The organism is Jeotgalibacillus sp. ET6, assembly GCF_029667115.1.
Taxonomy (GTDB): Bacteria; Bacillota; Bacilli; order Bacillales; family Jeotgalibacillaceae; genus Jeotgalibacillus.
This window is the reverse complement of sequence record NZ_JARUIU010000001.1, coordinates 72,592-92,944: the sequence shown is the minus strand read 5'-3', so window position 1 is coordinate 92,944 and position 20,353 is coordinate 72,592. Positions and strand designations below refer to the sequence as shown.

General features: G+C 41.1%; 23 protein-coding genes. 6 read left to right on the top strand and 17 right to left on the bottom strand.

Translation table 11 applies throughout. The features are described 5' to 3' along the window. Nucleotides 1-15 precede the first annotated feature (15 nt). The 8 genes from rsmH to P6709_RS00425 all read right to left on the bottom strand — a co-directional run bounded on the left by rsmH (nucleotide 16) and on the right by P6709_RS00425 (nucleotide 8,200). Nucleotides 16-951, bottom strand: coding sequence for a 16S rRNA (cytosine(1402)-N(4))-methyltransferase RsmH (gene rsmH, locus P6709_RS00460; RefSeq protein WP_278238918.1), 936 nt, complete (start codon nucleotides 949-951; stop codon nucleotides 16-18). 29 nt (nucleotides 952-980) lie between these two features. Beyond that, a complete protein-coding gene (gene mraZ / locus P6709_RS00455) occupies nucleotides 981-1,412 on the bottom strand; it encodes a division/cell wall cluster transcriptional repressor MraZ (RefSeq protein ID WP_278238917.1) in 432 nt (143 codons plus the stop codon). A 392-nt stretch (nucleotides 1,413-1,804) separates the two neighbouring features. Beyond that, on the bottom strand, nucleotides 1,805-3,424 hold the full coding sequence (gene bshC / locus P6709_RS00450; RefSeq protein WP_278238916.1) for a bacillithiol biosynthesis cysteine-adding enzyme BshC: 1,620 nt from the start codon (nucleotides 3,422-3,424) through the stop codon (nucleotides 1,805-1,807). A 168-nt stretch (nucleotides 3,425-3,592) separates the two neighbouring features. Next, nucleotides 3,593-3,982 carry a DUF3397 domain-containing protein gene (locus P6709_RS00445; protein ID WP_278238915.1) on the bottom strand — a complete coding sequence of 130 codons (390 nt, stop codon included), beginning with the start codon at nucleotides 3,980-3,982 and terminating at the stop codon, nucleotides 3,593-3,595. Next, complete coding sequence (locus tag P6709_RS00440; RefSeq protein ID WP_278238914.1) at nucleotides 3,979-4,881, bottom strand: 2-dehydropantoate 2-reductase; 903 nt, start codon at nucleotides 4,879-4,881, stop codon at nucleotides 3,979-3,981. Before P6709_RS00440 ends, P6709_RS00445 begins: the two co-directional genes overlap by 4 nt. A gap of 194 nt (nucleotides 4,882-5,075) precedes the next feature. Beyond that, complete coding sequence (locus tag P6709_RS00435) at nucleotides 5,076-6,617, bottom strand: acyl-CoA carboxylase subunit beta (protein WP_278238913.1); 1,542 nt, start codon at nucleotides 6,615-6,617, stop codon at nucleotides 5,076-5,078. Nucleotides 6,618-6,639: 22 nt separating this feature from the next. Next, nucleotides 6,640-6,852: an acetyl-CoA carboxylase biotin carboxyl carrier protein subunit gene (locus P6709_RS00430; protein WP_278238912.1), complete on the bottom strand. Its 213-nt coding sequence runs from the start codon at nucleotides 6,850-6,852 to the stop codon at nucleotides 6,640-6,642. Between the two features lies 1 nt (nucleotide 6,853). Then, nucleotides 6,854-8,200 (bottom strand): acetyl-CoA carboxylase biotin carboxylase subunit, encoded by a 1,347-nt coding sequence (locus P6709_RS00425; RefSeq protein ID WP_278239775.1) that lies wholly within the window; start codon nucleotides 8,198-8,200, stop codon nucleotides 6,854-6,856. A gap of 197 nt (nucleotides 8,201-8,397) precedes the next feature. On the opposite strand from P6709_RS00425, the gene P6709_RS00420 reads away from it, so the two are divergent. After that, nucleotides 8,398-8,871: an N-acetyltransferase gene (locus P6709_RS00420; RefSeq protein ID WP_278238911.1), complete on the top strand. Its 474-nt coding sequence runs from the start codon at nucleotides 8,398-8,400 to the stop codon at nucleotides 8,869-8,871. Nucleotides 8,872-9,163: 292 nt separating this feature from the next. Here the strand turns inward: P6709_RS00420 and P6709_RS00415 are convergent, their stop codons facing one another. From P6709_RS00415 to P6709_RS00400, 4 genes are all read right to left on the bottom strand, one after another. Beyond that, nucleotides 9,164-9,781, bottom strand: coding sequence for an RsfA family transcriptional regulator (locus tag P6709_RS00415; RefSeq protein WP_278238910.1), 618 nt, complete (start codon nucleotides 9,779-9,781; stop codon nucleotides 9,164-9,166). 82 nt (nucleotides 9,782-9,863) lie between these two features. Beyond that, entirely contained in the window at nucleotides 9,864-10,640 is a 777-nt protein-coding gene (locus P6709_RS00410; protein WP_278238909.1) for an enoyl-CoA hydratase/isomerase family protein, read from the bottom strand. A 194-nt stretch (nucleotides 10,641-10,834) separates the two neighbouring features. Next, nucleotides 10,835-11,008, bottom strand: a complete 174-nt coding sequence (rpmF, locus tag P6709_RS00405) for a 50S ribosomal protein L32 (RefSeq protein ID WP_278238908.1) — start codon at nucleotides 11,006-11,008, stop codon at nucleotides 10,835-10,837. Between the two features lie 59 nt (nucleotides 11,009-11,067). Continuing rightward, nucleotides 11,068-11,622 carry a YceD family protein gene (locus tag P6709_RS00400; protein WP_278238907.1) on the bottom strand — a complete coding sequence of 185 codons (555 nt, stop codon included), beginning with the start codon at nucleotides 11,620-11,622 and terminating at the stop codon, nucleotides 11,068-11,070. Between the two features lie 283 nt (nucleotides 11,623-11,905). On the opposite strand from P6709_RS00400, the gene P6709_RS00395 reads away from it, so the two are divergent. Further along, nucleotides 11,906-13,117 carry a nucleotidyltransferase gene (locus tag P6709_RS00395; protein WP_278238906.1) on the top strand — a complete coding sequence of 404 codons (1,212 nt, stop codon included), beginning with the start codon at nucleotides 11,906-11,908 and terminating at the stop codon, nucleotides 13,115-13,117. A gap of 99 nt (nucleotides 13,118-13,216) precedes the next feature. Here the strand turns inward: P6709_RS00395 and P6709_RS00390 are convergent, their stop codons facing one another. Together P6709_RS00390 and P6709_RS00385 are read right to left on the bottom strand one after the other, a co-directional pair. Then, on the bottom strand, nucleotides 13,217-14,266 hold the full coding sequence (locus tag P6709_RS00390) for a SepM family pheromone-processing serine protease (RefSeq protein ID WP_278238905.1): 1,050 nt from the start codon (nucleotides 14,264-14,266) through the stop codon (nucleotides 13,217-13,219). Continuing rightward, nucleotides 14,256-15,053 (bottom strand): patatin-like phospholipase family protein, encoded by a 798-nt coding sequence (locus tag P6709_RS00385; protein WP_278238904.1) that lies wholly within the window; start codon nucleotides 15,051-15,053, stop codon nucleotides 14,256-14,258. Before P6709_RS00385 ends, P6709_RS00390 begins: the two co-directional genes overlap by 11 nt. A gap of 125 nt (nucleotides 15,054-15,178) precedes the next feature. On the opposite strand from P6709_RS00385, the gene P6709_RS00380 reads away from it, so the two are divergent. Next, on the top strand, nucleotides 15,179-16,351 hold the full coding sequence (locus tag P6709_RS00380) for a nucleoside recognition domain-containing protein (protein WP_278238903.1): 1,173 nt from the start codon (nucleotides 15,179-15,181) through the stop codon (nucleotides 16,349-16,351). Nucleotides 16,352-16,693: 342 nt separating this feature from the next. Here the strand turns inward: P6709_RS00380 and coaD are convergent, their stop codons facing one another. After that, nucleotides 16,694-17,173 carry a pantetheine-phosphate adenylyltransferase gene (coaD, locus tag P6709_RS00375; protein ID WP_278238902.1) on the bottom strand — a complete coding sequence of 160 codons (480 nt, stop codon included), beginning with the start codon at nucleotides 17,171-17,173 and terminating at the stop codon, nucleotides 16,694-16,696. A gap of 4 nt (nucleotides 17,174-17,177) precedes the next feature. Continuing rightward, nucleotides 17,178-17,750 carry a 16S rRNA (guanine(966)-N(2))-methyltransferase RsmD gene (gene rsmD / locus P6709_RS00370; RefSeq protein WP_278238901.1) on the bottom strand — a complete coding sequence of 191 codons (573 nt, stop codon included), beginning with the start codon at nucleotides 17,748-17,750 and terminating at the stop codon, nucleotides 17,178-17,180. A gap of 137 nt (nucleotides 17,751-17,887) precedes the next feature. Here rsmD and P6709_RS00365 point away from each other — a divergent pair, with 137 nt between their 5' ends. After that, a complete protein-coding gene (locus P6709_RS00365) occupies nucleotides 17,888-18,277 on the top strand; it encodes a DUF7147 family protein (protein ID WP_278238900.1) in 390 nt (129 codons plus the stop codon). A gap of 362 nt (nucleotides 18,278-18,639) precedes the next feature. On the opposite strand, the gene P6709_RS00360 is transcribed toward P6709_RS00365, so the two are convergent. Further along, on the bottom strand, nucleotides 18,640-18,915 hold the full coding sequence (locus P6709_RS00360) for a YlbG family protein (protein WP_278238899.1): 276 nt from the start codon (nucleotides 18,913-18,915) through the stop codon (nucleotides 18,640-18,642). An 86-nt stretch (nucleotides 18,916-19,001) separates the two neighbouring features. On the opposite strand from P6709_RS00360, the gene P6709_RS00355 reads away from it, so the two are divergent. Further along, a complete protein-coding gene (locus tag P6709_RS00355; protein WP_278238898.1) occupies nucleotides 19,002-19,316 on the top strand; it encodes a hypothetical protein in 315 nt (104 codons plus the stop codon). A gap of 87 nt (nucleotides 19,317-19,403) precedes the next feature. Then, a complete protein-coding gene (locus tag P6709_RS00350; protein ID WP_278238897.1) occupies nucleotides 19,404-20,312 on the top strand; it encodes a glycerophosphodiester phosphodiesterase in 909 nt (302 codons plus the stop codon). The last annotated feature ends 41 nt before the right edge of the window (nucleotides 20,313-20,353 follow it).

The window sequence follows — 20,353 nt, the reverse complement described above, 5'->3', positions numbered from 1 at the left end:
CCCCCCATCAATTTTTTATATGTTTTTCTCTACAATTCTGAGTTTTGCCGATCTGGAGCGGTTATTCACTTCAAGTTCTTCAGTGCTGGCAACGATAGGCTTGCGTGTAATCAATTTGAGCATTGGTTTGTATTCTTCCGGTATCACTGGAAATCCCGGCGGAAGCTCAGGCCCCTGTGAGGCTTTTTTAAACATGGTTTTGCAGATCCTGTCTTCGAGTGAATGGAATGTAATCACACTGATCCGCCCGCCCGGTTTTAAAATCTCCATGGCTTGTTCCAGAGATTCTTCAACTACACCTAATTCATCATTGACCGCAATCCTGATTGCCTGAAACACCCGTTTTGCTGGATGTCCGCCTTTTCGCCTTGCTGGTGCAGGAATTCCATCCTTGATTAATTCAACTAATTCGCCAGTGGTTTCAATCTCTTTTTCTTCTCTTGCAGCTTCGATTTTGCGGGCAATCTGCTTAGAAAATTTCTCTTCTCCATACCGGTAAAAAATCCGTACCAGATCTTCAAACGCCCATTCATTGACCACCATCTTCGCCGTCAGAGGTGCAGATTGGTCCATTCTCATATCAAGAGGAGCATCATTGTGATAGCTGAAGCCTCTTTCCGGCGTATCCAGCTGGGGCGATGAAACGCCAAGATCGTATAAGATTCCGTCCACTTCATGTACATCCAGCAGAGCTAATTCCTCTTTTAAAAAACGGAAATTAGCTTTAATAAACGTAACCTGGCCTTCATAAGACTCTAATTTCTTCCGTGCATTATCAATGGCTGTCTGATCTTGATCAAAACAATATAATCTTCCATTTACAGACAGTTTGGACAAAAGATATTCACTGTGTCCGGCTCCGCCAAGTGTACAGTCCACATACACTCCATCTGGTTTTACAGCCAGACCATCCACCGTTTCTTTTAACAATACAGTTGTGTGATCGAACATTTCGGGGTCACCTCAATATTTCTTTGCGTTTATAAATCAAAATCAATCAGATTCTCTGCAATTTCTGCAAAAGAGTCCTCCTGCTCATCCAAATAATTTTCCCAAATGGATTTCCCCCAAATTTCAATCCTGCTTGATACTCCAAGGATCATACATTCCTTTTCGATTTTCGCGTAATCAAGTAAGTTTTTAGGAAGGTTAATACGGCCCTGCTTATCAATTTCACACTCTACAGCTCCAGAAAAGAAAAACCTCGCAAATGCACGGGCATCCTTTTTTGTTACAGGAAGTGAACGAACTTTTTCTTCAAGGCGGCGCCATTCATTCATAGGATAGCCGAAAAGACATTGATCAAGTCCTCTGGTTATGACAAAGACATCATCCACATATTCACGGTATTTAGCAGGAACAATAATTCTGCCTTTGGTATCAATATTATGTTGATATTCTCCCATGAACATGCGTCTTTCCCACCTCTCCACCTAAATGTACCACAGTCCCCCACTTCGTACCACTTCTTTCTTTACATTCTAACACAACTGTAATCTGGGAAATAGAGAAGGATAAAATTTTTAATTTAAATATTTCTGAATTATAAGAATACTTTTCTTTTATCTAGAAAAATTCTATATTTTCTTGCGTATTCAAATGAAGAATAATAAAAAAAAGAGACCGTGACAAAAATGTCACAGTCTCTTTGACCGGTTCGCTGCACTTAGGGCGCTTTCTGCAGGGATGGGGAGCTTTTCCAGGGCGCTGACCTGTAAAGGCTCAACTAACCGTCATCTCCTGCTGGAGTCGCCACCTTCCGCTACCCTCACACCTTTAATACTTTCTTTAAGTTTTAAAATGTTTATACATAAACGACCTTATGGTTATGATCAAATTGAAAATCGAGCTGAACTAATTCAGAGACAAACTCGATCCCGTATTTGTTCATAAAATAAAACACGTTCCAAATACGCTCCTGTGGTCCGTCTTCGGGTCTGAGTCTGCTTTCAACCTGATCATATTTTAAAAGCTCTACCTGATGCTTAAATGCTACATAGTCATTTGCTTTCCGCTTCAAATAAGTTAATTGCTTATTATGAATCGCCAGGTTTTTTTCAACGATGTCAGGCAGTCCAGGATGCAGATCCTGTGCTATTTGTTTCATTTTGCGATATTGATCCATCATCATGGTTTGTGTTTCTTCTATATATTCTTCCATCGTTTCATCTTTTACATTATCCCAGAAGTGCTGTTTCTCTTTTTTTATACCACTTGATAAAACTTTATCGATGGGAAGATTTAATTCAGAGAGTTTTTGCTGAACATCCCTTTCCACAATCGTCATGTTCAATCTTGGCATGATTGGAGGGATTGTCATTCCAAGCTTTTCAAACGCACTTTTTAATTCGGCCCAATAAGCAATTTCTCCAGGACCCGCAATAAAGGAAAGTGAAGGAAACAGCCATTCCTGCATAAGAGGACGGGTCACTACGTTATTACTGAATAAGTGAGGAGTTTTTTTCATGAGCTCAGTCAGCTCATCATTTGTAAATTTGTTTCCTCCATTTTTATCCTCGTATCCTTCAGAAGTCTTAACAAGCAAAATACGCTCTCCATTAACATTTATAAATAGATTAACGGCATTGTCAGCAATATCAATTAAGGACTGATAGCCCTCTTTTTTCAATAAGTCCTGCTGCTTTAAAACCGATGTGGTAACTGCATCGCTTTGCTCAAGAAGCTTTTGAAAAAATGGCTGTTCGATATTTCTAAGTCCTTTGTCAGCAGAATCAATCACTAACAGTCCCTCTTCTTTAAAAAGTGCCATAATAATAAAAGCAAACAGAGAAGTAATAGAGTTCGATTTTTCAATGGCCTCATCCAGCACTTCAATCAAATCAGCTGTGTGGGAAGTTTCACCAAAATCTCTAAGAATAGATCTGACCCATTTTTTCATAGACGTTTTTTCAAATGGTGTATCTGAAGCCATCCTTTTATCCAGTACACGCTCTGAATAGCCTTTTTTGTCCAGCTTCCCGTCTCTTTCCACGTAAACATGATTTATTTCCATAAAATCATGGTCTTCCCCTGCTATCCAAAAAACCGGTATGACAGGGACATTCAGTTTTTGAGACTGCATTTTTGCTAATTGGATGATGGAAATCACCTTATGTATGGAATAAAGCGGGCCAGTTAATAACCCAGCCTGCTGACCGCCTATTACAACAACACCCTCTGACCGCAAATCAGCAAGTGATTGTTCGACTGCGTCGCTTGATGGGAATGGTTTCATATACGCTGCTATACAATCAGCGAGCTCTGCCCGTAGAAAGGAGCGTTCCTGCAAATCTTTTAACCGCTTAGTATAGGCTTCCTGACCATCGTATCTGTAGTGAAAATTCGCTAGGACTTTTTCATCCTTTTTCAGATAGCGAGAGGCGAACGGCTGGATAGCCGGAAGTGATATATTTTCAAATAGCATAGCTTAAAACCCCTTTTTCGGACATTCTTCTTAAAGAGTATAGCATTTGGGGCTTTAAATACGAAAGAAGATGCTTCAGAAAAATCAACCCGGTCAGGCTGATAAATTTCTTTAGGAAAAGAATCAATTATACTGTAGTTCCCCTTATCTGAAATCCTCTTATCTTTGTTAACTATTTGATCTGATTACACTGTACAATAATCCAAAAACGATAAGGATTCCGTAAACAAGGGTAAAAAGAGCAAAATTCATTCTCCAAAACCCTCGATAGATTTTCTGCCAATCAAAATCATCATTGTTCTTCCAGATATAAAAAGCTAAATAGATGCCTATAAAAGCCATAAGAATAAGAATCAGCCACAAAAAAGACTGTTCCCAGATTGCAAGCATTAGAAAATAGACAGAACCTATAACAAATGGCGTCGAACAGTAGACAGCGAGATTAACTGCGTACTTGTGATTACCCGTCAGCCATTTTGTAATTGAAAAAAGCAGGAGATAAACTAAAAAGGGCATAATAATAAAAATTGAGAGTACAAACGCAATAGCGTTGGTCAATGCCTGATCCCCTTTCTATATTCAATCGCTAGAATACTTTCATAAATAAAGGCTGTCACCGGCAGGCTGCATCCCTCCGTTCTTCCTTTTTGAAGACCAAATCCAATAATCGCATCCACTTCAGTAGGTCTGTTCAGCCTTAAATCCGTTCTCATAGAAGAGCTGTTTTCAGCTGTTCTGCTGCAGAGTGATTCAATTTCAGCAAAAGAGGGGGGATCAGTTAGATCAGAAAAAACACTCATCATTTCTTGATAAAGAGAATACAGGAGCTTGTGCAGGTGCGGGTTGTTGATTAACTCCCCATTTTTCACATCAAACAGAGCAGTAAGTGAGTTGATGACGATATTTTTAATCACTTTATCTGCCAGTAAAGGATAATAATCTAAATAGAATTCAATTGGGAATGTATGATCTTTACTACTTATGAGAGAGGAAAGGACATCTGTTTGTCCCTTTACTGCTGCAATTCTCCAATTCCCTATTCCATTGTGACGAACTTCTCTGTCTGATATTCTTTCTGCTCCATGTTCAACCGTACTGACAAAAATGTGGTGCTGAGGGAGAGTTTCAGTTATCTTCAGGTGCGACATTCCGTTCTGTGTAAAAATAATAGGTACGGAAGCGGGGAGAGAAGATAAAAATGGAATTAACGCCTCTAATTGATATTGTTTAACAGTCACAATATAACAATCACGATCTTTTCCATGCTCTAATAAATGGCTTGAAGATACCTTCAATATATTCGTTTTAATTCCGTTATACAGTGTAATACCATGAGACGAAAGCTCATCACTTTGAATTTGATGCCGGCTGATGATATGTATATCATGGCCAAGTTCAGTTAGTTTTGCAGCAAACAGTAGACCGATTGAACCTGCCCCAATAATTGTAATGTTCATAGATTCACCTTCTTTAGTACCAGTTTAGCAAATTTTAAAGCGTATATGGTTAATTGAAAATTTGTTTTATGCCGGCTGCTATTTCATATGAGATACAGTGTCTTAAAGCCAAATGATCCATTAAAAAAAGAACTTTACGCCTCTGACGAATAATTCGACAGGAGGATGTAAAGTTCCTTGCTGTTTTGAGCTAATTAAACAGGATTAACTGATCTTTTTTTAGGTGCTGGTGCGATTCTTTTTGACGAGTAAAAGTTAAAACGTGTAATTAATTCTTTTCGCAGCTGATCGGGCTCTACAATGTCATCAATGATCAGCTCTGACGCGAGTTTGTAAACATCGATTTCTTCTTTGTATTCCTGATGTTTTTGCTGAACATAGGCAATACGCTCTTTAGGATCTTCTATTGCCTGGATTTTATTTGAGTAGACCGCATTTACTGCAGCTTCAGGTCCCATTACGGCAATTTGAGCTGTAGGGAGTGCTATGCAGCAATCCGGTTCAAAAGCGGGTCCGGACATTGCATAAAGGCCTGCGCCGTACGCTTTTCTGACCACAACAGATATTTTAGGCACAGTAGCCGAACTCATCGCTGCTATCAGCTTGGCTCCATGCCTGATAATCCCCGCCCTTTCAACTTTTGTCCCAATCATAAAGCCCGGAACATCCGCCAAAAAGAGAAGAGGTATATTGAACGCATCGCATAACTGAATAAACTTTGCTCCTTTATCGGCTGAATCCACAAAAAGAACGCCGCCTTTTACCTTTGGCTGGTTCGCTATGATTCCAACTGATTTTCCGTCCAACCTGGCAAAGCCTGTTATCAGCTCAGGTGCAAACAGCCCTTTGATTTCAAAGAAGCTTTTTCCATCCACAAGCGCCTCAATTGCGTCGTACATGTTAAACGGAGCATTTTGATTTTGGGGAATCAACTCTGATAACTTTTTTTCAGAAGCCGGTATGCTTTGTTTAAAAACCGGAACCGCAGAGCTGAAATTAGATGGAATATAGCTTAAATAGTCCTGAGCCTGTTTTATGGCTTCTTCTTCATTTGCTGCCAGGATGTCCCCGCAGCCGCTGACGGAACAATGCATTCGTGCGCCGCCCATTTCTTCAAGGGATACTTTTTCTCCAATCACTTTTTCAGCCATTCTTGGAGATCCGAGATACATCGAGGCGTTCCCTTCTACCATAATAACAACATCACAAAAAGCAGGTATGTATGCACCGCCTGCTGCTGATGGTCCAAATAGCAGACAAACCTGTGGAATGGACCCGGATAAACGAACCTGGTTATGAAAAATCCTGCCTGCTCCTCTGCGGTTTGGAAACATGTCTAGCTGGTCTGTAATTCTCGCTCCCGCCGAATCCACTAAATAAAGCAAAGGAATCATTAGCTTTTCAGCAGTTTCCTGAATGCGGATGATTTTCTCAACCGTTCTCGCTCCCCACGAACCCGCTTTTACAGTCGAATCATTCGCCATAAAGCAAACAGGTCTTCCGCTTATTTTCCCCGTTCCGGTCACAACGCCATCTGCAGGTAAATCGCCTGCTGCCTGGTTGGCAAAAAGTCCATCTTCCTGTAGAGAACCCTCATCTAAGAGCAATTCCAGGCGCTTTCTTACAAAAAGCTTTCCGGCAGCCGCCTGTTTTTCATGATATTTTTCATGGCCGCCTCTTTTTATAGTATGGGTGACCTCTTCAAATCTGCTTTGATTTTCTGTTTGATTGTTCACGACGATTTCCCCCTTTTACTAACTAAGCTAATACGGCTAAAATATCTCCCTCGTTGACGAAATCTCCTACAGCTACCTTTATTTCCTTCAAGGTTCCGTCATGCTCCGAATCCACAGGAATCTCCATTTTCATTGATTCAAGAACCAGCACAGTTTGTCCTTTTGATACGGTATCTCCTTCTGCTGCTAATACCTGAAATACAGTTCCTGCCATTGATGAATAGATCTCTTTCATATTAATTCTCTCCTTTTTTTAGCTGTTCCAGCGTCTGAGTGTGATATTTTCCCTGTTTAAATGACTCAGATTTAAGGACTTGCTGAAACAGCGGGATATTTGTTTTAACTCCTTCAATCTGAACCTCATTTAAAGCATGTTCAGCCTTCTTTAAACAGGATTCTCTTGTTTGGTCGCTAAAAATTATTTTTGCAATCATCGGATCATAATAGGGGGTAATTTTATTCCCCTGTTCATACCCTAGATCGATTCTGACCCCTTCACCTTCAGGAAAAGTTGCTGTGTTAATTTCCCCTGGTGAAGGATAAAATGTTACCGGATCCTCTGCGTACACTCTAAACTCAATTGCGTGTCCTTTCTCCCCAATCTGATGCTGATCCGATACCGGTAGAGGAATATTTTGTGCAGTCAGAATTTGCCACTCTACCAGATCAATTCCTGTAATCATTTCTGTGACCGGATGCTCTACCTGCAGCCTGGTATTCATCTCGAGAAAATACGCGTTTTCATTTTCATCAACAATCATTTCAATTGTGCCTGCATTCTTGTAGTTAACGGCTTTGGCTGCCTGGATTGCTACTTTAAAGATATGCGCTCTGGCATCGTCTGACAGATTAGGAGAGGGTGATTCTTCAATGATTTTCTGGTTTCTTCGCTGAATCGAACAGTTTCTTTCAAACAAATGATAAATTTCCCCATCAGCACTCCCAAAAATTTGTACTTCTATATGTCTGGCGTTTGGTATGTATTTTTCAATAAAGAGATCGCCTGATCCAAAGTAGGATTCAGAGCGCTTTTTTGTGCTTTCAAAATGCTGAGTGAGCGCTTGCTCATCCTTGCAGTGAACCATTCCAACCCCGCCCCCGCCGTTACTTGCTTTCAGCATCACAGGATAGCCTGCTTTTTGAGCGAATGCCAGTGCAGATTCAAGATCAGCCGACTTGCTTTCCTGACCCGGAACAACCGGTACACCAGCTTGAATCATCGTGTTTCTGGCTTTGATCTTATCTCCCATGCTTGCAATGACAGCCGAATCCGGACCAATAAACCTGATGCCTGCATCCTCTGTCATCTTTGCAAATTGAGCATTTTCAGATAAAAGACCATAGCCGGGATGGATGGCATCGGCTCCTTCTTTTATCGCAATATCCAAGATCTCCTGTGCTTTTAAGTAGGATTGAGCAACAGGAGGCGGACCGATTAAAAAAGCAGAATCTGCTTGCTTTACATACGGCAGATCTGAATCTGCTTCTGAATACACTGCAATGGTTTCGATGTTCATTTTTTTACACGTGCGAATAATGCGCAAGGCAATTTCTCCGCGATTTGCAATCAATATTTTTTTCACCACTGTCTGCCCCTTTCTATAAAACATAGAACCTTTCACTCCTCTATTACAGCAAGTTCTTCTCTTATTGTAAACGCTTTCTATTCAAATGTGCAGAATTTTTTGTTTCATTGTTATATAATAAAGAAAAATATTGTTAAAAGTGATTATTTTTTATGATCATTTTTTAGCATAATGCTTTTAAGGGGTGTGAGGATATGGGATTTAAAGTTGAACATTTGCGCATTAATTACAAAACGCTGGAAGAATTTAATAAATTCAGGGAAGTCGGATTGCAGGAGCTTTCCATGAAAGAAGAACTTGAATCTAATATGGTTGAAAATGACAGCGATTCCCCTTTTTACGGGATTTATCTGGGCAACAAGCTGATTGCCAGAATGAACTTATTCAGGAGAGACGCGAGATTTGATTTTTATTTTGAACCTGCTCAGGACTACTTGGAACTATGGAAGCTGGAAGTACTGCCGGATTACCAGAAAAAAGGGTACGGAGCTCAAATGGTTGAATTCGCCAAGAGCTTTGGTCTTCCAATAAAAACAAATCCTAGAGTTCAATCTCATGATTTCTGGAAGAAGATGGGCTTTGAAGAAGTCACGTATGACATGGAGCGTGATCGCGGTGAAAATCCACTCGTATGGTATCCGGAAGGGGTTACGGAACAAAAGCACTAATTAATCATCCAATTGAAAGCTGAAGCCTTAAGAGTTTTGTGATGCATAAAAGAGCTTGGGACAAAAGTGTCTCAAGCTCTTTGACCGGTTCGCTGCGCTTCAGGCGGACGCTTTCCGCAGGGACGGCGCTGAGCCTTTTCAGGGCAAGGCCCTGTAAAGTCTCAGCTTGCCGTCAAGTCCTGCAGGAGTCGCCACCTTCCGCTCCGCTTTCCTCTTACTATTGATAAATACTTCTTCATTTTTTACATTCTTTTGAGTTATGTCCCAGCCTCTTTATTTGTTTCTCTTTTGACTACAAATCCACAGCTTCGCTTTGCTCCGCTCTTACCGGGTTCCGGTTCATTCTGAAGAGGTTTCCATTTGGCTCCATTTTAAATACTGGTGCTTCATACGCTTCTTCTTTTCCTTCTTCAACACCAAGCTTTCTTGCTTTCTCTATTAGATAAAGCAGCGCCCTGTAGTCCTCTTCAAGTCCCTGAATCTTTGTTTCTAGCTTCTCTTTTTCTTTGTTCACATGTTCTAGTGTTTGTTCTGCTTTAACGTATTTTTCTTTCCAGTCTATAGAATGATCATGGGAAGAAATCCGCTCGATCCAATTTGAAAGCTGTGTGGTCATTTCTTCTGCTGACCAATTACCGGATGTTTTTACCGATGCCGCTGGAGTGACTGGAGATGAAGCTTTACGGCTTGCATATCTTTCTTTTTTAGCTTGATCAATTTGCTGCTGGCATTCTTTACGTATACAAGAGTTCCATCTGAATCCGCAGGCGGCTGGAGTACGATTCACTTTTTGGGCAATCTCTTCGAAGGCTCTTAATTGAGTGCTTCCGTTGCGTATATGTGACAGTACCGCATCCTCCAGCCATTTGTCTTCTTCTGCTGTCCAGCCATCTTGTCTAAGTTTTGTCATCTCTTTAACCCCCTAGTAATATTGAATCTACTTTTAGTCTATGCAAGAACAATAGGAAATAGACACAAAAAAACACGAAATTTTAAGATTTCGTGTTTTTACGAGTAGAAGAGTTTAAGAATCTTTCAACCGCTTCATGATGAGCTTCTTTTTCCCACAGCAGAGAGCATTCTTCAATTTCCATTTTCATCCTCTCTTGCAAGTCTCCTCTTTTCCATTTTTCAATCAGCATTGTCTTATATGCTGAAAGAACGTGCACATTTTTTAACAGAATGGGCTGCAGCTGTCCAATCGCTGCTTCAAGTGACTTTTCCTGAACGATATAGTCGATAAACCGTTTATTCATTAATTCTTCTGCACTGTATAATTCTGCAGTTGTCAGAATGTGCAATGCATGGCTTGCCTGCAGCCGTTCGTAAAGGAGAGTTCCGCCTCCCCAGCCGGTAGTAATGGCCAAATTTGCTTGAATAAATCCCATCTTAACCCCCGGGTAGGCAATACGAAAATCACAGGCTGCAGCTATCTCGCAGCCTCCTCCTATAGCCGTGCCATTTATTAGTGCGACTGTTATTTTTGAAAGAGTCGATAACTCATATACTATCTCTCCCATTTCAGAGAGCATGCCATGCGCTTCATGTGAAGTTTTTAATGAATGAAATGCCTGAAGATCTCCCCCTGAGCAAAATGCATCATCTCCGCTTCCGGTGATCACAAATGCTTTAATTTGATCATCTCCTGAAGCTTGCTCAATTGCCTTTTTCAATCCACTCATCACTTCATAATTTATTGCGTTTTTTTTCTCAGGACGATCAATTGTAAAAAATAGTACAGCATCCTTTTTTTCGATTTTAAAAGCCAAGTCCCGCTCCCCCTTTTTACATGTTCTGTGTTATTGTACCATGCAGCAATTAAAGATATAATCCAGCAAATGAGGGAAATTCAGAATGTGTTTTGTTCACTTGCTCCTCATCTGATCAAAATGAAAAGCAAAAAACCTGTACAAGAGCCATGGCCTCTCATACAGGTTTCTTACACGAACTGCGTACAGTTCAATTATTTGTTTACGATTTCCTTGCCCTTATATTGTCCGCACGCTTTACACACGCGGTGAGAAAGCTTCATTTCTCCGCAGTTAGAGCATTCTACCATACCTGGCACTGACAATTTGAAATGCGTACGACGCTTTCTCTTTGCAGTTTTTGATGTTCTTCTAAATGGTACCGCCATGTTTCCCACCTCCTTATAGAGAGTGATTGTAAAATGAACGATCTGAGAAGGTTCATGTTTTACGTATTTTTGTTTTCGTCGAAAAATTTCGCAAGATCAGCTAAACGTGGATCCTTCTTCGGCTGGTCATTTTGTTCCTTTTCTCTTTCTTCTTCCAGTTCTTCTTCAGAGACAACTTCCCAGCCTTTGCCGTTCAGCATGCCTTCATCTTCCATTGCTTTGTCACTGAACACCTGCAACGGAACCTGAAGAATAAGAATTTCCTCAATTACAGATTCAAGATTCACTACTTCGCTATCAAGCAAATGTACTTCTTCATGAAGCCCGTCTTCTTCCACATGGGAAGAATTGAGCAGAAAGGTTTCTGTTGTATCAACAGAAACAGGATAAGGAACATCAACAAGCGTTCTCGCACAAGGAAGCGTTAAAACTGCTTCAATGTGTAAATGAAACGTAATTTTAGATGAGCTAATATCTGCCCGCCCTGTTATATGAACAGGACTTACATCTCTTATCTCAGAATCGCGTTCAGGCAATTCTTTTAATTCTATCGTCTCGTCTATTGGGAACGCTTCGTTACGAAATTTTTGTAATTGAATGATTGACCATTTCATATGTCATCACCTCAAGGCACAAAGTTGATTATATTCCCTTGTATAGGGAATGTCAAGATTTTTTCTTTACAACATGTCATAATTAATACTATAGTTTAAAACCTGATTTATTAAGGTTCATTCACCATGCAGAAAACATTTCTTAATTAAAGCGACCCGCTGCAAAGAGTATTTGCAAGAAAAAGAACGATGCTTCCACCCATCGGCCTCAAATGCTATTATAACCTAAATGAAACCTGCTATAAAGGGTAAATTACTGCAGGGTATGAACAGGGGGATTAAAATGAAAGCAACAGGGATTGTCGTTGAATACAATCCATTCCATAACGGACATTTGCTGCATGCAGCAGAATCACGAAGATCAACTGGCAATGATGTAGTAATTGCGGTCATGAGCGGTCCTTTTCTGCAAAGAGGCGAACCCGCTCTCGCATCTAAATGGTCACGAACCAGAATGGCACTCGCATCAGGTGTTGACATAGTAATCGAGCTCCCGTTTCCATATGCCGTTCAGCATGCAACACACTTTGCTGCAGGATCTGTGCAGCTCTTAAATTCCATAGGTTGTTCTTCCCTTTGTTTTGGCAGCGAAGATGGGTCTGTGAAGCCATTTGTAGACACTGTTAAATGGAGAAGAGACAACCAGGAAGTACTCGACCATCAAATTCAGTACTACAGCAAAAGAGGCCTGAGCTACCCTTCAGCTGTTGCGCAAAGCTATGAAGATTTAACTTCAGGACAATTAAACCGGCTGGATTTATCCAAACCTAACAACATGCTCGGTCTTCAATATATGGAGGCAATTGAGCAATATGCTCCAGCGATCCGCCCCTATACCATTAAACGTCAATCGTCCGACTACCATGATCCTTTGCTCCATGAAAATAAAATTTCAAGTGCGACAAGCATCAGAAAAACCATCTCAGAGTCGTCACTTGCTGCCATACAAGACCATGTGCCCGCCCCGTCTTACAAAGAGCTGTCTGCCTATTATGAGCAAACGGGACAATTCCATTCGTGGACACATTACTGGCCGGTCCTGCAGCATTTAATTTTAACAAAATCACCTCAGGAACTGGGCAATTATTATGAAATGGAAGAAGGCATCCAATATAGATTAGTGGAAGCGGCAAAAAGCTGCCAGTCTTTCAACTCTTTTATGGAAGCGGTAAAAACGAAGAGGTACACCTGGACACGAATACAAAGAATTCTTACTCACCTATTAAATGGCTCAAAGAAAGAGGAGATTTTCACTCATCTTACCCCTTCCTATCTTCGGCTGCTTGGTATGAATGAGAAGGGAAGAAATTACTTGCAGCAGCATAAAAAACAATTTTCTTTGCCATTAATAAGCAGAATCGGAAAAGAAAATGAACAGCTGCTGAGGCTCGATATCAGGGCTGGCTTAGTGTACGCCATGGGATTACAAAACAGAAAAGCCCGTCAGCAGTTAATGGACAGTGATTTTAAACAGCCGCCCATTATCTTTGGTTAATCTCTTTATCAGGCTCCTTTTCAACGTTGCTGCTCATTCAATTAACTGCAAGAGGAGCCTGAGACATAATGTCTCAGGCTCCTTGATAAGGAGGAACGTCTATGATTTCACTTCCAGCTCTTCAAGAAATTTAAGAGCATCCTCAAAGGTTTTTACCGGGATAATTTCCATAGTCGTTTCAATCTCTTCTGCGGTTTTTGCAGCTGATTCATAATTGGTAAGAATATCAGGGTTTTCTTCCATAACTTCTTCAGGGATTTCATCATCCGGTGCCAGGAAGTATTCCATACCCTGTTTATCAGCTGCGACTACTTTCTGATCAATGCCGCCAATTCTTCCTACCACGCCATCACTCGAAATGGTACCTGTTCCTGCAATGCTGTAGCCTTTTGTCAGGTCCTCTTCGACCAATTGGTCATATATTTCAAGCGAATACATCAGTCCTGCTGAAGGTCCGCCAATATCTTCAGAATTAATATGAACATCAGGATCGGTTTCAATTGTCCGGTCATCCACTAAAGATATTCCTAATCCAACCTGTTCCGGTGCTTCAGGAAATGCTTTCAGCGGGAGGGTTTCTTCTATTATCTGTCCGTTCCGGTCCACTCTGATCGACACTTCCTCTCCCTCCTGCTTATCTTTAACATAGTCAATAAACTCTTCAGATGACTCAAACGCATTCCCATCGATCATCGTAATTCTGTCTCCAGCACGAAGTACGTCTTCAGCAGGCATGGCAGGAAATACATTTAATATATATATGCCGCGGTAGGTAAACGAATAGTCTGCCTGCGCTTCCTTAAACGCCACTTCAATGGCCTGAACAGCAGAACTGTCCATTAGATGCAGTTGTCTTACTGAGTATTCTTCATCACTTTCATGAGGGTTTCTGATTTGATTTACAGGATATATAACCTGATACTCATCAAACTTAGCCCAAAGGTAAGCAAAGATATTCGCCTGAACCTGGGATACCGTCATAAGAGAAAAGTCTCCCTGGCTCCTCGTACCTTTTTCCACTTCTACAATATCATCAAGGGCAAAGGCGCTGCCTGGTTTTTGAATGTAATAAGGAAGTGAATAAAAGCTAGCAACTGCAAAAACCAGAACTGTTACAGTCAGGATCCATAGCCATATTTTATTTTTCATTTAACATTTGACGCTCCTTCCAATGATCAATTGCCTGATGGATAGCAGGCAATGCTCTTCTTGCTTCTTCTTCGCCAAGCAGGATGATATCGGCAGCCTGCTGAAACGTTTTGCCCCCGAACTGCTCCACTTTCGGACTCATTAAAACATCTGCTGTTGACAGCTTATATCGTAGCACTTCAGATTGTAAAATATCTATACTTTGCATGATAACATCATAAATTGTACTTATTTCAGCATTCCTTTTTACTTGAGATACGTCTACTCCTATTACGATATCTGCACCCATGTCCCTGACAACACTTGATGGGACCCGGTCAATTACTCCTCCATCAACCAGCAGCCTGCCATCTACTTTTTCCGGGACAAAGATGCCTGGCACCGATATGCTCGACCTGACGGCCACATCAACTGGACCCTTAGTAAACACAACCCGCTCCGCTTTGACAATATCCGTTGCTACGATCGACAGGGGAATGTCCAAATCTTCAATATGTTTTTGATGAGTAAACAGCTTAATAAATTGTTTCACTTTCTCTCCTGAAATAAAACCCATTCTCGGAATGGTCAAATCCACAAAAAACTTGCTTCTAAATGTGTGCGCAAGCCGGTAAAGATCTTCAAGTTCATGGCCGGCACAATACATTGCCCCTACCAGTGAGCCCATTGAGCTTCCTGCAACCATATGAACAGGGATGTTATCATCTCGAAGCACTTTTAATACACCAAGATGTGCAAATCCCCTTGCGCCTCCTGAGCCCAGTGCAAGGCCAATTTTAGGCTCCATTTCTTCCCCTCCCGGTTGAACGTTCTAATATGATGGCAAAAACATACTTTATAAAAAAAGCAGCGTATCCATTTTAGTTTTAACAGTAAACGCTAAGCAACTGATTTAAAGAGAGGATCAACCCTATGACGCAGCGTCTGTACCCTCATTTGTTTTCAGCAGGAGTCTTTTTTTGCTTGCTTGGTCTTATTGTACACCCTCAGGCGTCACTTGATGCTTCCATCAAAGGATTAGAGCTTTGGTGGACCATTATTTTTCCCTCATTGCTGCCATTTTTTATAGTAGCTGAACTTCTCCCTCAATCCAATTGGATGTCCCAGATTGGAAAAATAGTTCAGCCTGTCATGAAGCCGCTTTTTAATGTTTCGGGGAAAGGTGCAATGGTTCTCTTATTAGGATTTACGTCAGGTTTCCCCGTAGGCGCTAAACTATCTGTAAAATTATATAATCAAGGCGCGCTTAATTTATCGGATGCCCAGCGTCTTGTGTGCTTTACCAATGGAGCGAGTCCAATCTTTATTCTCGGCGCGGTGTCTGCGGGCTTATTACATACTCCTCAAGCAGGTCTTTTACTTTTGATTGCTCATTACGCAGGCAACGTTGTCATAGGCATTTTTGCAGGAAGGATGATTAAAGAAAGAAAGGATATAAATGAAGCGGAGCATCCTGTTGTAAAAAGTGCTCCCTTATCCTTCGGTACTGCTCTTCAAAACGCAGTGGCCTCTTCTGTGCAGCAGCTGATGGTAATAGGTGGTTTAATTATACTATTTTCAGTAATCAGTACGTTAGCATTAAAATTCAACTTCCTGGTGCTGCCGGAAATCATTTTGAAGGAACTCAGTTTAACTGCAGGGATTTCAACAGACTGGGTTAGCGGATTTTTATTGGGGGTTCTTGAAATTTCAAATGGCGCAGCAACTGTCGCAGAAGATGAGAAAAATATCCTGGTTAGCTGTCTCGCAGTACTGGCAATTATTTCGTTCGGAGGGTTTTGTATCCATGCACAAATCATTGCCTGTATTCATCAGTCACCGATCAGCTATAAGCCATTTCTTTTTGCGCGAATCGCTCATCTTTTTATCTCTCCGATCATTTTTATGCTTTTAATTACCTGGATGAACCGCTCTGCTTCATGGCTTCCTTCCTTCAGTGAAAAGGTATCCATCTCTCAAGTATACCAGGATTCAGGGGTACTTGACTGGTTTATGGAATTTGGACCTATCCTGTGCATTGGCAGCATACTGGTCGCTATTTTTATCATCCTGAATCAGTTTTATGCTGCCCATAAACGAATATGAGACCTGGAGCGATATTCTCTCTATCTCTTTGAGAGGTAAAGAATTAGTAATTTACATGTAAATGTGATTGATGTTATCAACAGGATTAGATGTTAAAAGAATCTGCAAAACAAAAGAGGCTGGAATAAAACTCGAAAAAGTTTACAAAATGAGGATATATTTAGTAGTAGTAGGTGAGCGGAGCGGTGGGTGCGACTCCTGCAGGATTTGACGGCAAGCTGAGACTACCCCAGGGCAAGGGCCTGGAGAGGCTCAGCGCCGCTTTACGGAAAGCGTATGCCTGAAGCGCAGCGAACCGCTCAAAGAGCTTGAGACACTTTTGTCTCAAGCTCTTTCTATTGTTTAACTGTATTTTTGCTGCAGAGCTTTCTCAACCTGAGGAGGCACTAGCTCGGAAATGTCCCCTCCGTACTTGGCCACTTCTTTAACTATGCTGGAACTTAAGAAAGAATATTGATTATTTGTCATAATAAAAAACGTTTCAAGTTCCTCATGAAGAACACGGTTCATCGAAGTGATCTGCATCTCATATTCAAAGTCAGAGACCGCTCTCAGTCCTCTGATAATAACATTTGCTTCAACTTCTCGTGCGTAATTTACTAATAGTCCCTGATAGGAATCCACCTTAATATTCGGTATATGCGCTGTGACTTCTTTAATTAATTGTATTCTTTCTTCTACTGAAAAGGCGGGTTTTTTTGATGAATTATTCAAGACGACAATCCTAAGTTCATCAAAAACCTTTGCACCTCGTGAAATTATATCCAGATGTCCATATGTTATTGGATCAAAACTGCCGGGGCAAACTGCTCTGCTTTTCATCCCGTTATTCCTCCTCGTCGTTAAACCCTTGTGTCTTGTAAATGGATACTGCTGTGACGCCATATACTTCTTTACGGCTGCAAACCAATGTTCCAACCGATTCCGGGAGTTCTACTTCAGAGCCGTGCTCACACATAATAATCCCATTCTGCTTTAACAGATTATTCTCATCTATTTTCTCCAATAGACTCACCAGTTTCTGCAGCCGGTAAGGAGGGTCTAAAAAAATGCAGCTGAATTGAAGCTCACGTTTAGAAACCGCTTTCAACGCTCTTTCTGCCTCGTTTCTGAAAACCTCTGACTGGTCGGTATATCCCAATCGCTCTATATTTAATTTAATTGTATGTATTGCGTCCCGGTCGCGATCGATAAACACTACTTTTTCAAGCCCTCTGCTCAGCCCTTCAAGACCCAGGCTGCCGCTTCCAGCAAAAAGGTCCAGTCCCAAACCGCCATCAAAATAAGGTCCGATCATATTAAAGATCGATTCCTTCACTTTATCTGTCGTCGGTCTGGTATTTAAACCTGGTACGGCTTTAAGTTGAATCCCTTTTTTATCACCAGAAATAATTCTCATTTCATCACCACTCAGTCATTATGTCGAAGATAATGCTACCATATTTTAAACGGCAAAGCTATTGCGTTTTTTAAAGAACAGGTGTTAAAAAAAGATGGCAATGGTAAAATAAAAAAGGTTCGAAAGGATGTGAAAAGATGATTCAACGATTTATCGAATTAGGAGAAGGCTATTCAGATTTATACGAGTTCTTGGAGATTGTTAAAGCAAATACACACCGTATAGAGAGAATCCTTGCTCTTCATACAAATAAAAAAGAAAAATCTGTAACTTCTGTCGTAGCAGTCATGAAAAAGACAGATCCAGGCAGCTTCCAGGCACTGTATATTTGCAGGGAAGGGATTCCCAACCCTCATGATACCCCCAACAAACGGTTTGAACTGGTTCAATCAGCAGCTGCTGAGGCCGGTCTGTCTTTAATAGAGATGGAAGTTCAACCATCAGACAGATTCGCTGAGAAAGAACTGTTTTTTCAGTACTTAACCGGTATTTTACGCATGAACCGCTATATCAGTCCACTGTCATAATCAGGTTATTTGAACTCAATTTATGTAAAAAAAGAAAAATGAGCTTGAGACATAAATGTCTCAAGCTCTACTACCGGTTCACTTCGCTTAAGGCGGATGCTTTCCGCAGGTACGGCGCTGAGCCCTCCTCAGGATTTGCCTTGCGGGGGCTAAAGAGCGAGCGTCATGTCCTTCAGGAGTCGCCACCTTCCGCTCCGCTCACCTCATACTTTTCATAAATATGTCTTAATTTTTAAACTTTTTCAAGTCTTGTTCCAGCCTCATTGAATTTGTTCGATGCTTTTCACAGTGGCGGGTGCAAAAGCGTTCACCTGCTGCAGGGTCCACCTCATATCTTCAATAAAAACTTACGGTCAGGAACATCAAAGTCCCATTTTATAATCATACTCCTTGGCTTTGTCCGGCTTTGCATTTTCATATTCAGTTTTAACAAATGGCCGCTGGGAAACCTCCACTTTTTTTACATATGAATAATTAGACAATTTATCCGCAAGCTTTTCAACTTCATTCTGATTGCAGTATAATAGTACATATTTCATCTTTCTGGAAACATAATGAACGTTTCCAAATCTTCTTAACGTTTTCGCATGCTTTAAGCTGTGAAGCCATACGATCAGTCCTTGTCGATCCATTAGCATAGTCATTACCTCACCTGATTTTCTTATGTTAAATTGTAGCATACGTGAACAATGATCGGCAATGATATCAAAAAGGAGCATCGGCGATGGATATCAACCTAATATGGGAGGATTTTGTACAGAGACTCTCCAAAACAGAAGGAATTACAGGTGTACGGTGGAAAAAAATCGCCGGAATCCCCTTTTTATATATTTCTGTGGACGGCCTCGAAAAAGAGCGACTTCATTATGAAATCAGAAAAAATGCCGGAAGGGCTATGAGAGGCAAGCGGCTACATGCTGAAACAGTGCCTGTCCGGCAAAACCAGGATGAATATGTTTTTCGCCACCGCTTCTATGTTCCTCAGGAAAAAATGTTTTGCTGCGGAAATCTCTGTCCTGACTGCATTCGTTTTAAATAACGGGTTAAGTAGGTTACATTTGTTGTGAAGAGGGTAACATGCTACCATGAAGGTAGAAAAGATACATAATGAAACGGGGGATAAAATATGGGTAAAAAAACAAATATAGGCTTGGCATTGGCAGCATCCGGAGCAGCTCTATGGGCTGGTTCCAAGATGGCTTCCAAGCCGGTAAAAAGACCGGCAAAAAAATATTTCGAAGGTGAGAAGCCTCGCATATATGCTCACCGAGGAGGCGCAGATTTAGCTCCTGAAAGCTCGATGGCAGCTTTCAAACATGCTGCTGAACTCGGTGTAAATGGATTTGAAATCGATGTAAGACTTACAAAAGATGAACAGCTTGTCGTTTTTCATGACAGATTTATTGACCGTACAACTGACGGAGCAGGAAGAGTTGCAGATTACACCCTGGATGAGCTGAAGGATTTTGACCTGGGCTTTCATTTCCGTGACCTGCAAGGAAAACAGACCTATCGTGGAAAAGGCGAAAAAATAATTACGCTTAAAGAATTACTCGAAGCTTTTCCTGAGCATTTAATTAATATTGATATGAAAGAAGATCCGGATACATACGAAGGAAGCTTAATGCCTTCTAAAGTATGGCGGCTGATTGAAAAAATGGGAGTGGAGGATCGTGTACTTGTCACAAGTTTTTACGATGAACAAATCGATCGCTTCTCTCTTTATGCCCAGGATCGTGTAGCAATCGGAGCTGGAGAAAATGAAGCCAAAAAAGCTTTTTCGTTGTTTAAAAGTGGTTTTGGCCATCTTTATTATCCAAAAGCTGACGCGCTGCAAATCCCAACCAAACACGGCGTCATTCCGTTGGATTCACAATCATTTATAGAATTCCTGGACTCTTTAAATGTTCATGTTGAATATTGGACGGTAAATGATGTGGAAACAATGGATCGCTTGCTCCGTTATGGAGCGCATGGTCTTGTGACGGATCGTCCGGACATTGCCCTTCAGCTTATTTCTACTGATTCAGAATAAATTAACCAAAAAAACCCGTTGCTGAAAACAGCAACGGGTTT

Excerpts from the sequence above, each read along its gene's own strand:
- rsmH (WP_278238918.1), bottom strand. The coding sequence starts at position 951 with ATGTTCGATCACACAACTGTATTGTTAAAAGAAACGGTGGATGGTCTG.
- mraZ (WP_278238917.1), bottom strand. The coding sequence starts at position 1,412 with ATGTTCATGGGAGAATATCAACATAATATTGATACCAAAGGCAGAATT.
- bshC (WP_278238916.1), bottom strand. The coding sequence starts at position 3,424 with ATGCTATTTGAAAATATATCACTTCCGGCTATCCAGCCGTTCGCCTCT.
- P6709_RS00440 (WP_278238914.1), bottom strand. The coding sequence starts at position 4,881 with ATGAACATTACAATTATTGGGGCAGGTTCAATCGGTCTACTGTTTGCT.
- P6709_RS00430 (WP_278238912.1), bottom strand. The coding sequence starts at position 6,852 with ATGAAAGAGATCTATTCATCAATGGCAGGAACTGTATTTCAGGTATTA.
- P6709_RS00420 (WP_278238911.1), top strand. The coding sequence starts at position 8,398 with ATGGGATTTAAAGTTGAACATTTGCGCATTAATTACAAAACGCTGGAA.
- P6709_RS00415 (WP_278238910.1), bottom strand. The coding sequence starts at position 9,781 with ATGACAAAACTTAGACAAGATGGCTGGACAGCAGAAGAAGACAAATGG.
- rpmF (WP_278238908.1), bottom strand. The coding sequence starts at position 11,008 with ATGGCGGTACCATTTAGAAGAACATCAAAAACTGCAAAGAGAAAGCGT.
- P6709_RS00400 (WP_278238907.1), bottom strand. The coding sequence starts at position 11,622 with ATGAAATGGTCAATCATTCAATTACAAAAATTTCGTAACGAAGCGTTC.
- P6709_RS00395 (WP_278238906.1), top strand. The coding sequence starts at position 11,906 with ATGAAAGCAACAGGGATTGTCGTTGAATACAATCCATTCCATAACGGA.
- P6709_RS00390 (WP_278238905.1), bottom strand. The coding sequence starts at position 14,266 with ATGAAAAATAAAATATGGCTATGGATCCTGACTGTAACAGTTCTGGTT.
- P6709_RS00385 (WP_278238904.1), bottom strand. The coding sequence starts at position 15,053 with ATGGAGCCTAAAATTGGCCTTGCACTGGGCTCAGGAGGCGCAAGGGGA.
- P6709_RS00380 (WP_278238903.1), top strand. The coding sequence starts at position 15,179 with ATGACGCAGCGTCTGTACCCTCATTTGTTTTCAGCAGGAGTCTTTTTT.
- coaD (WP_278238902.1), bottom strand. The coding sequence starts at position 17,173 with ATGAAAAGCAGAGCAGTTTGCCCCGGCAGTTTTGATCCAATAACATAT.
- rsmD (WP_278238901.1), bottom strand. The coding sequence starts at position 17,750 with ATGAGAATTATTTCTGGTGATAAAAAAGGGATTCAACTTAAAGCCGTA.
- P6709_RS00365 (WP_278238900.1), top strand. The coding sequence starts at position 17,888 with ATGATTCAACGATTTATCGAATTAGGAGAAGGCTATTCAGATTTATAC.
- P6709_RS00360 (WP_278238899.1), bottom strand. The coding sequence starts at position 18,915 with ATGCTAATGGATCGACAAGGACTGATCGTATGGCTTCACAGCTTAAAG.
- P6709_RS00355 (WP_278238898.1), top strand. The coding sequence starts at position 19,002 with ATGGATATCAACCTAATATGGGAGGATTTTGTACAGAGACTCTCCAAA.
- P6709_RS00350 (WP_278238897.1), top strand. The coding sequence starts at position 19,404 with ATGGGTAAAAAAACAAATATAGGCTTGGCATTGGCAGCATCCGGAGCA.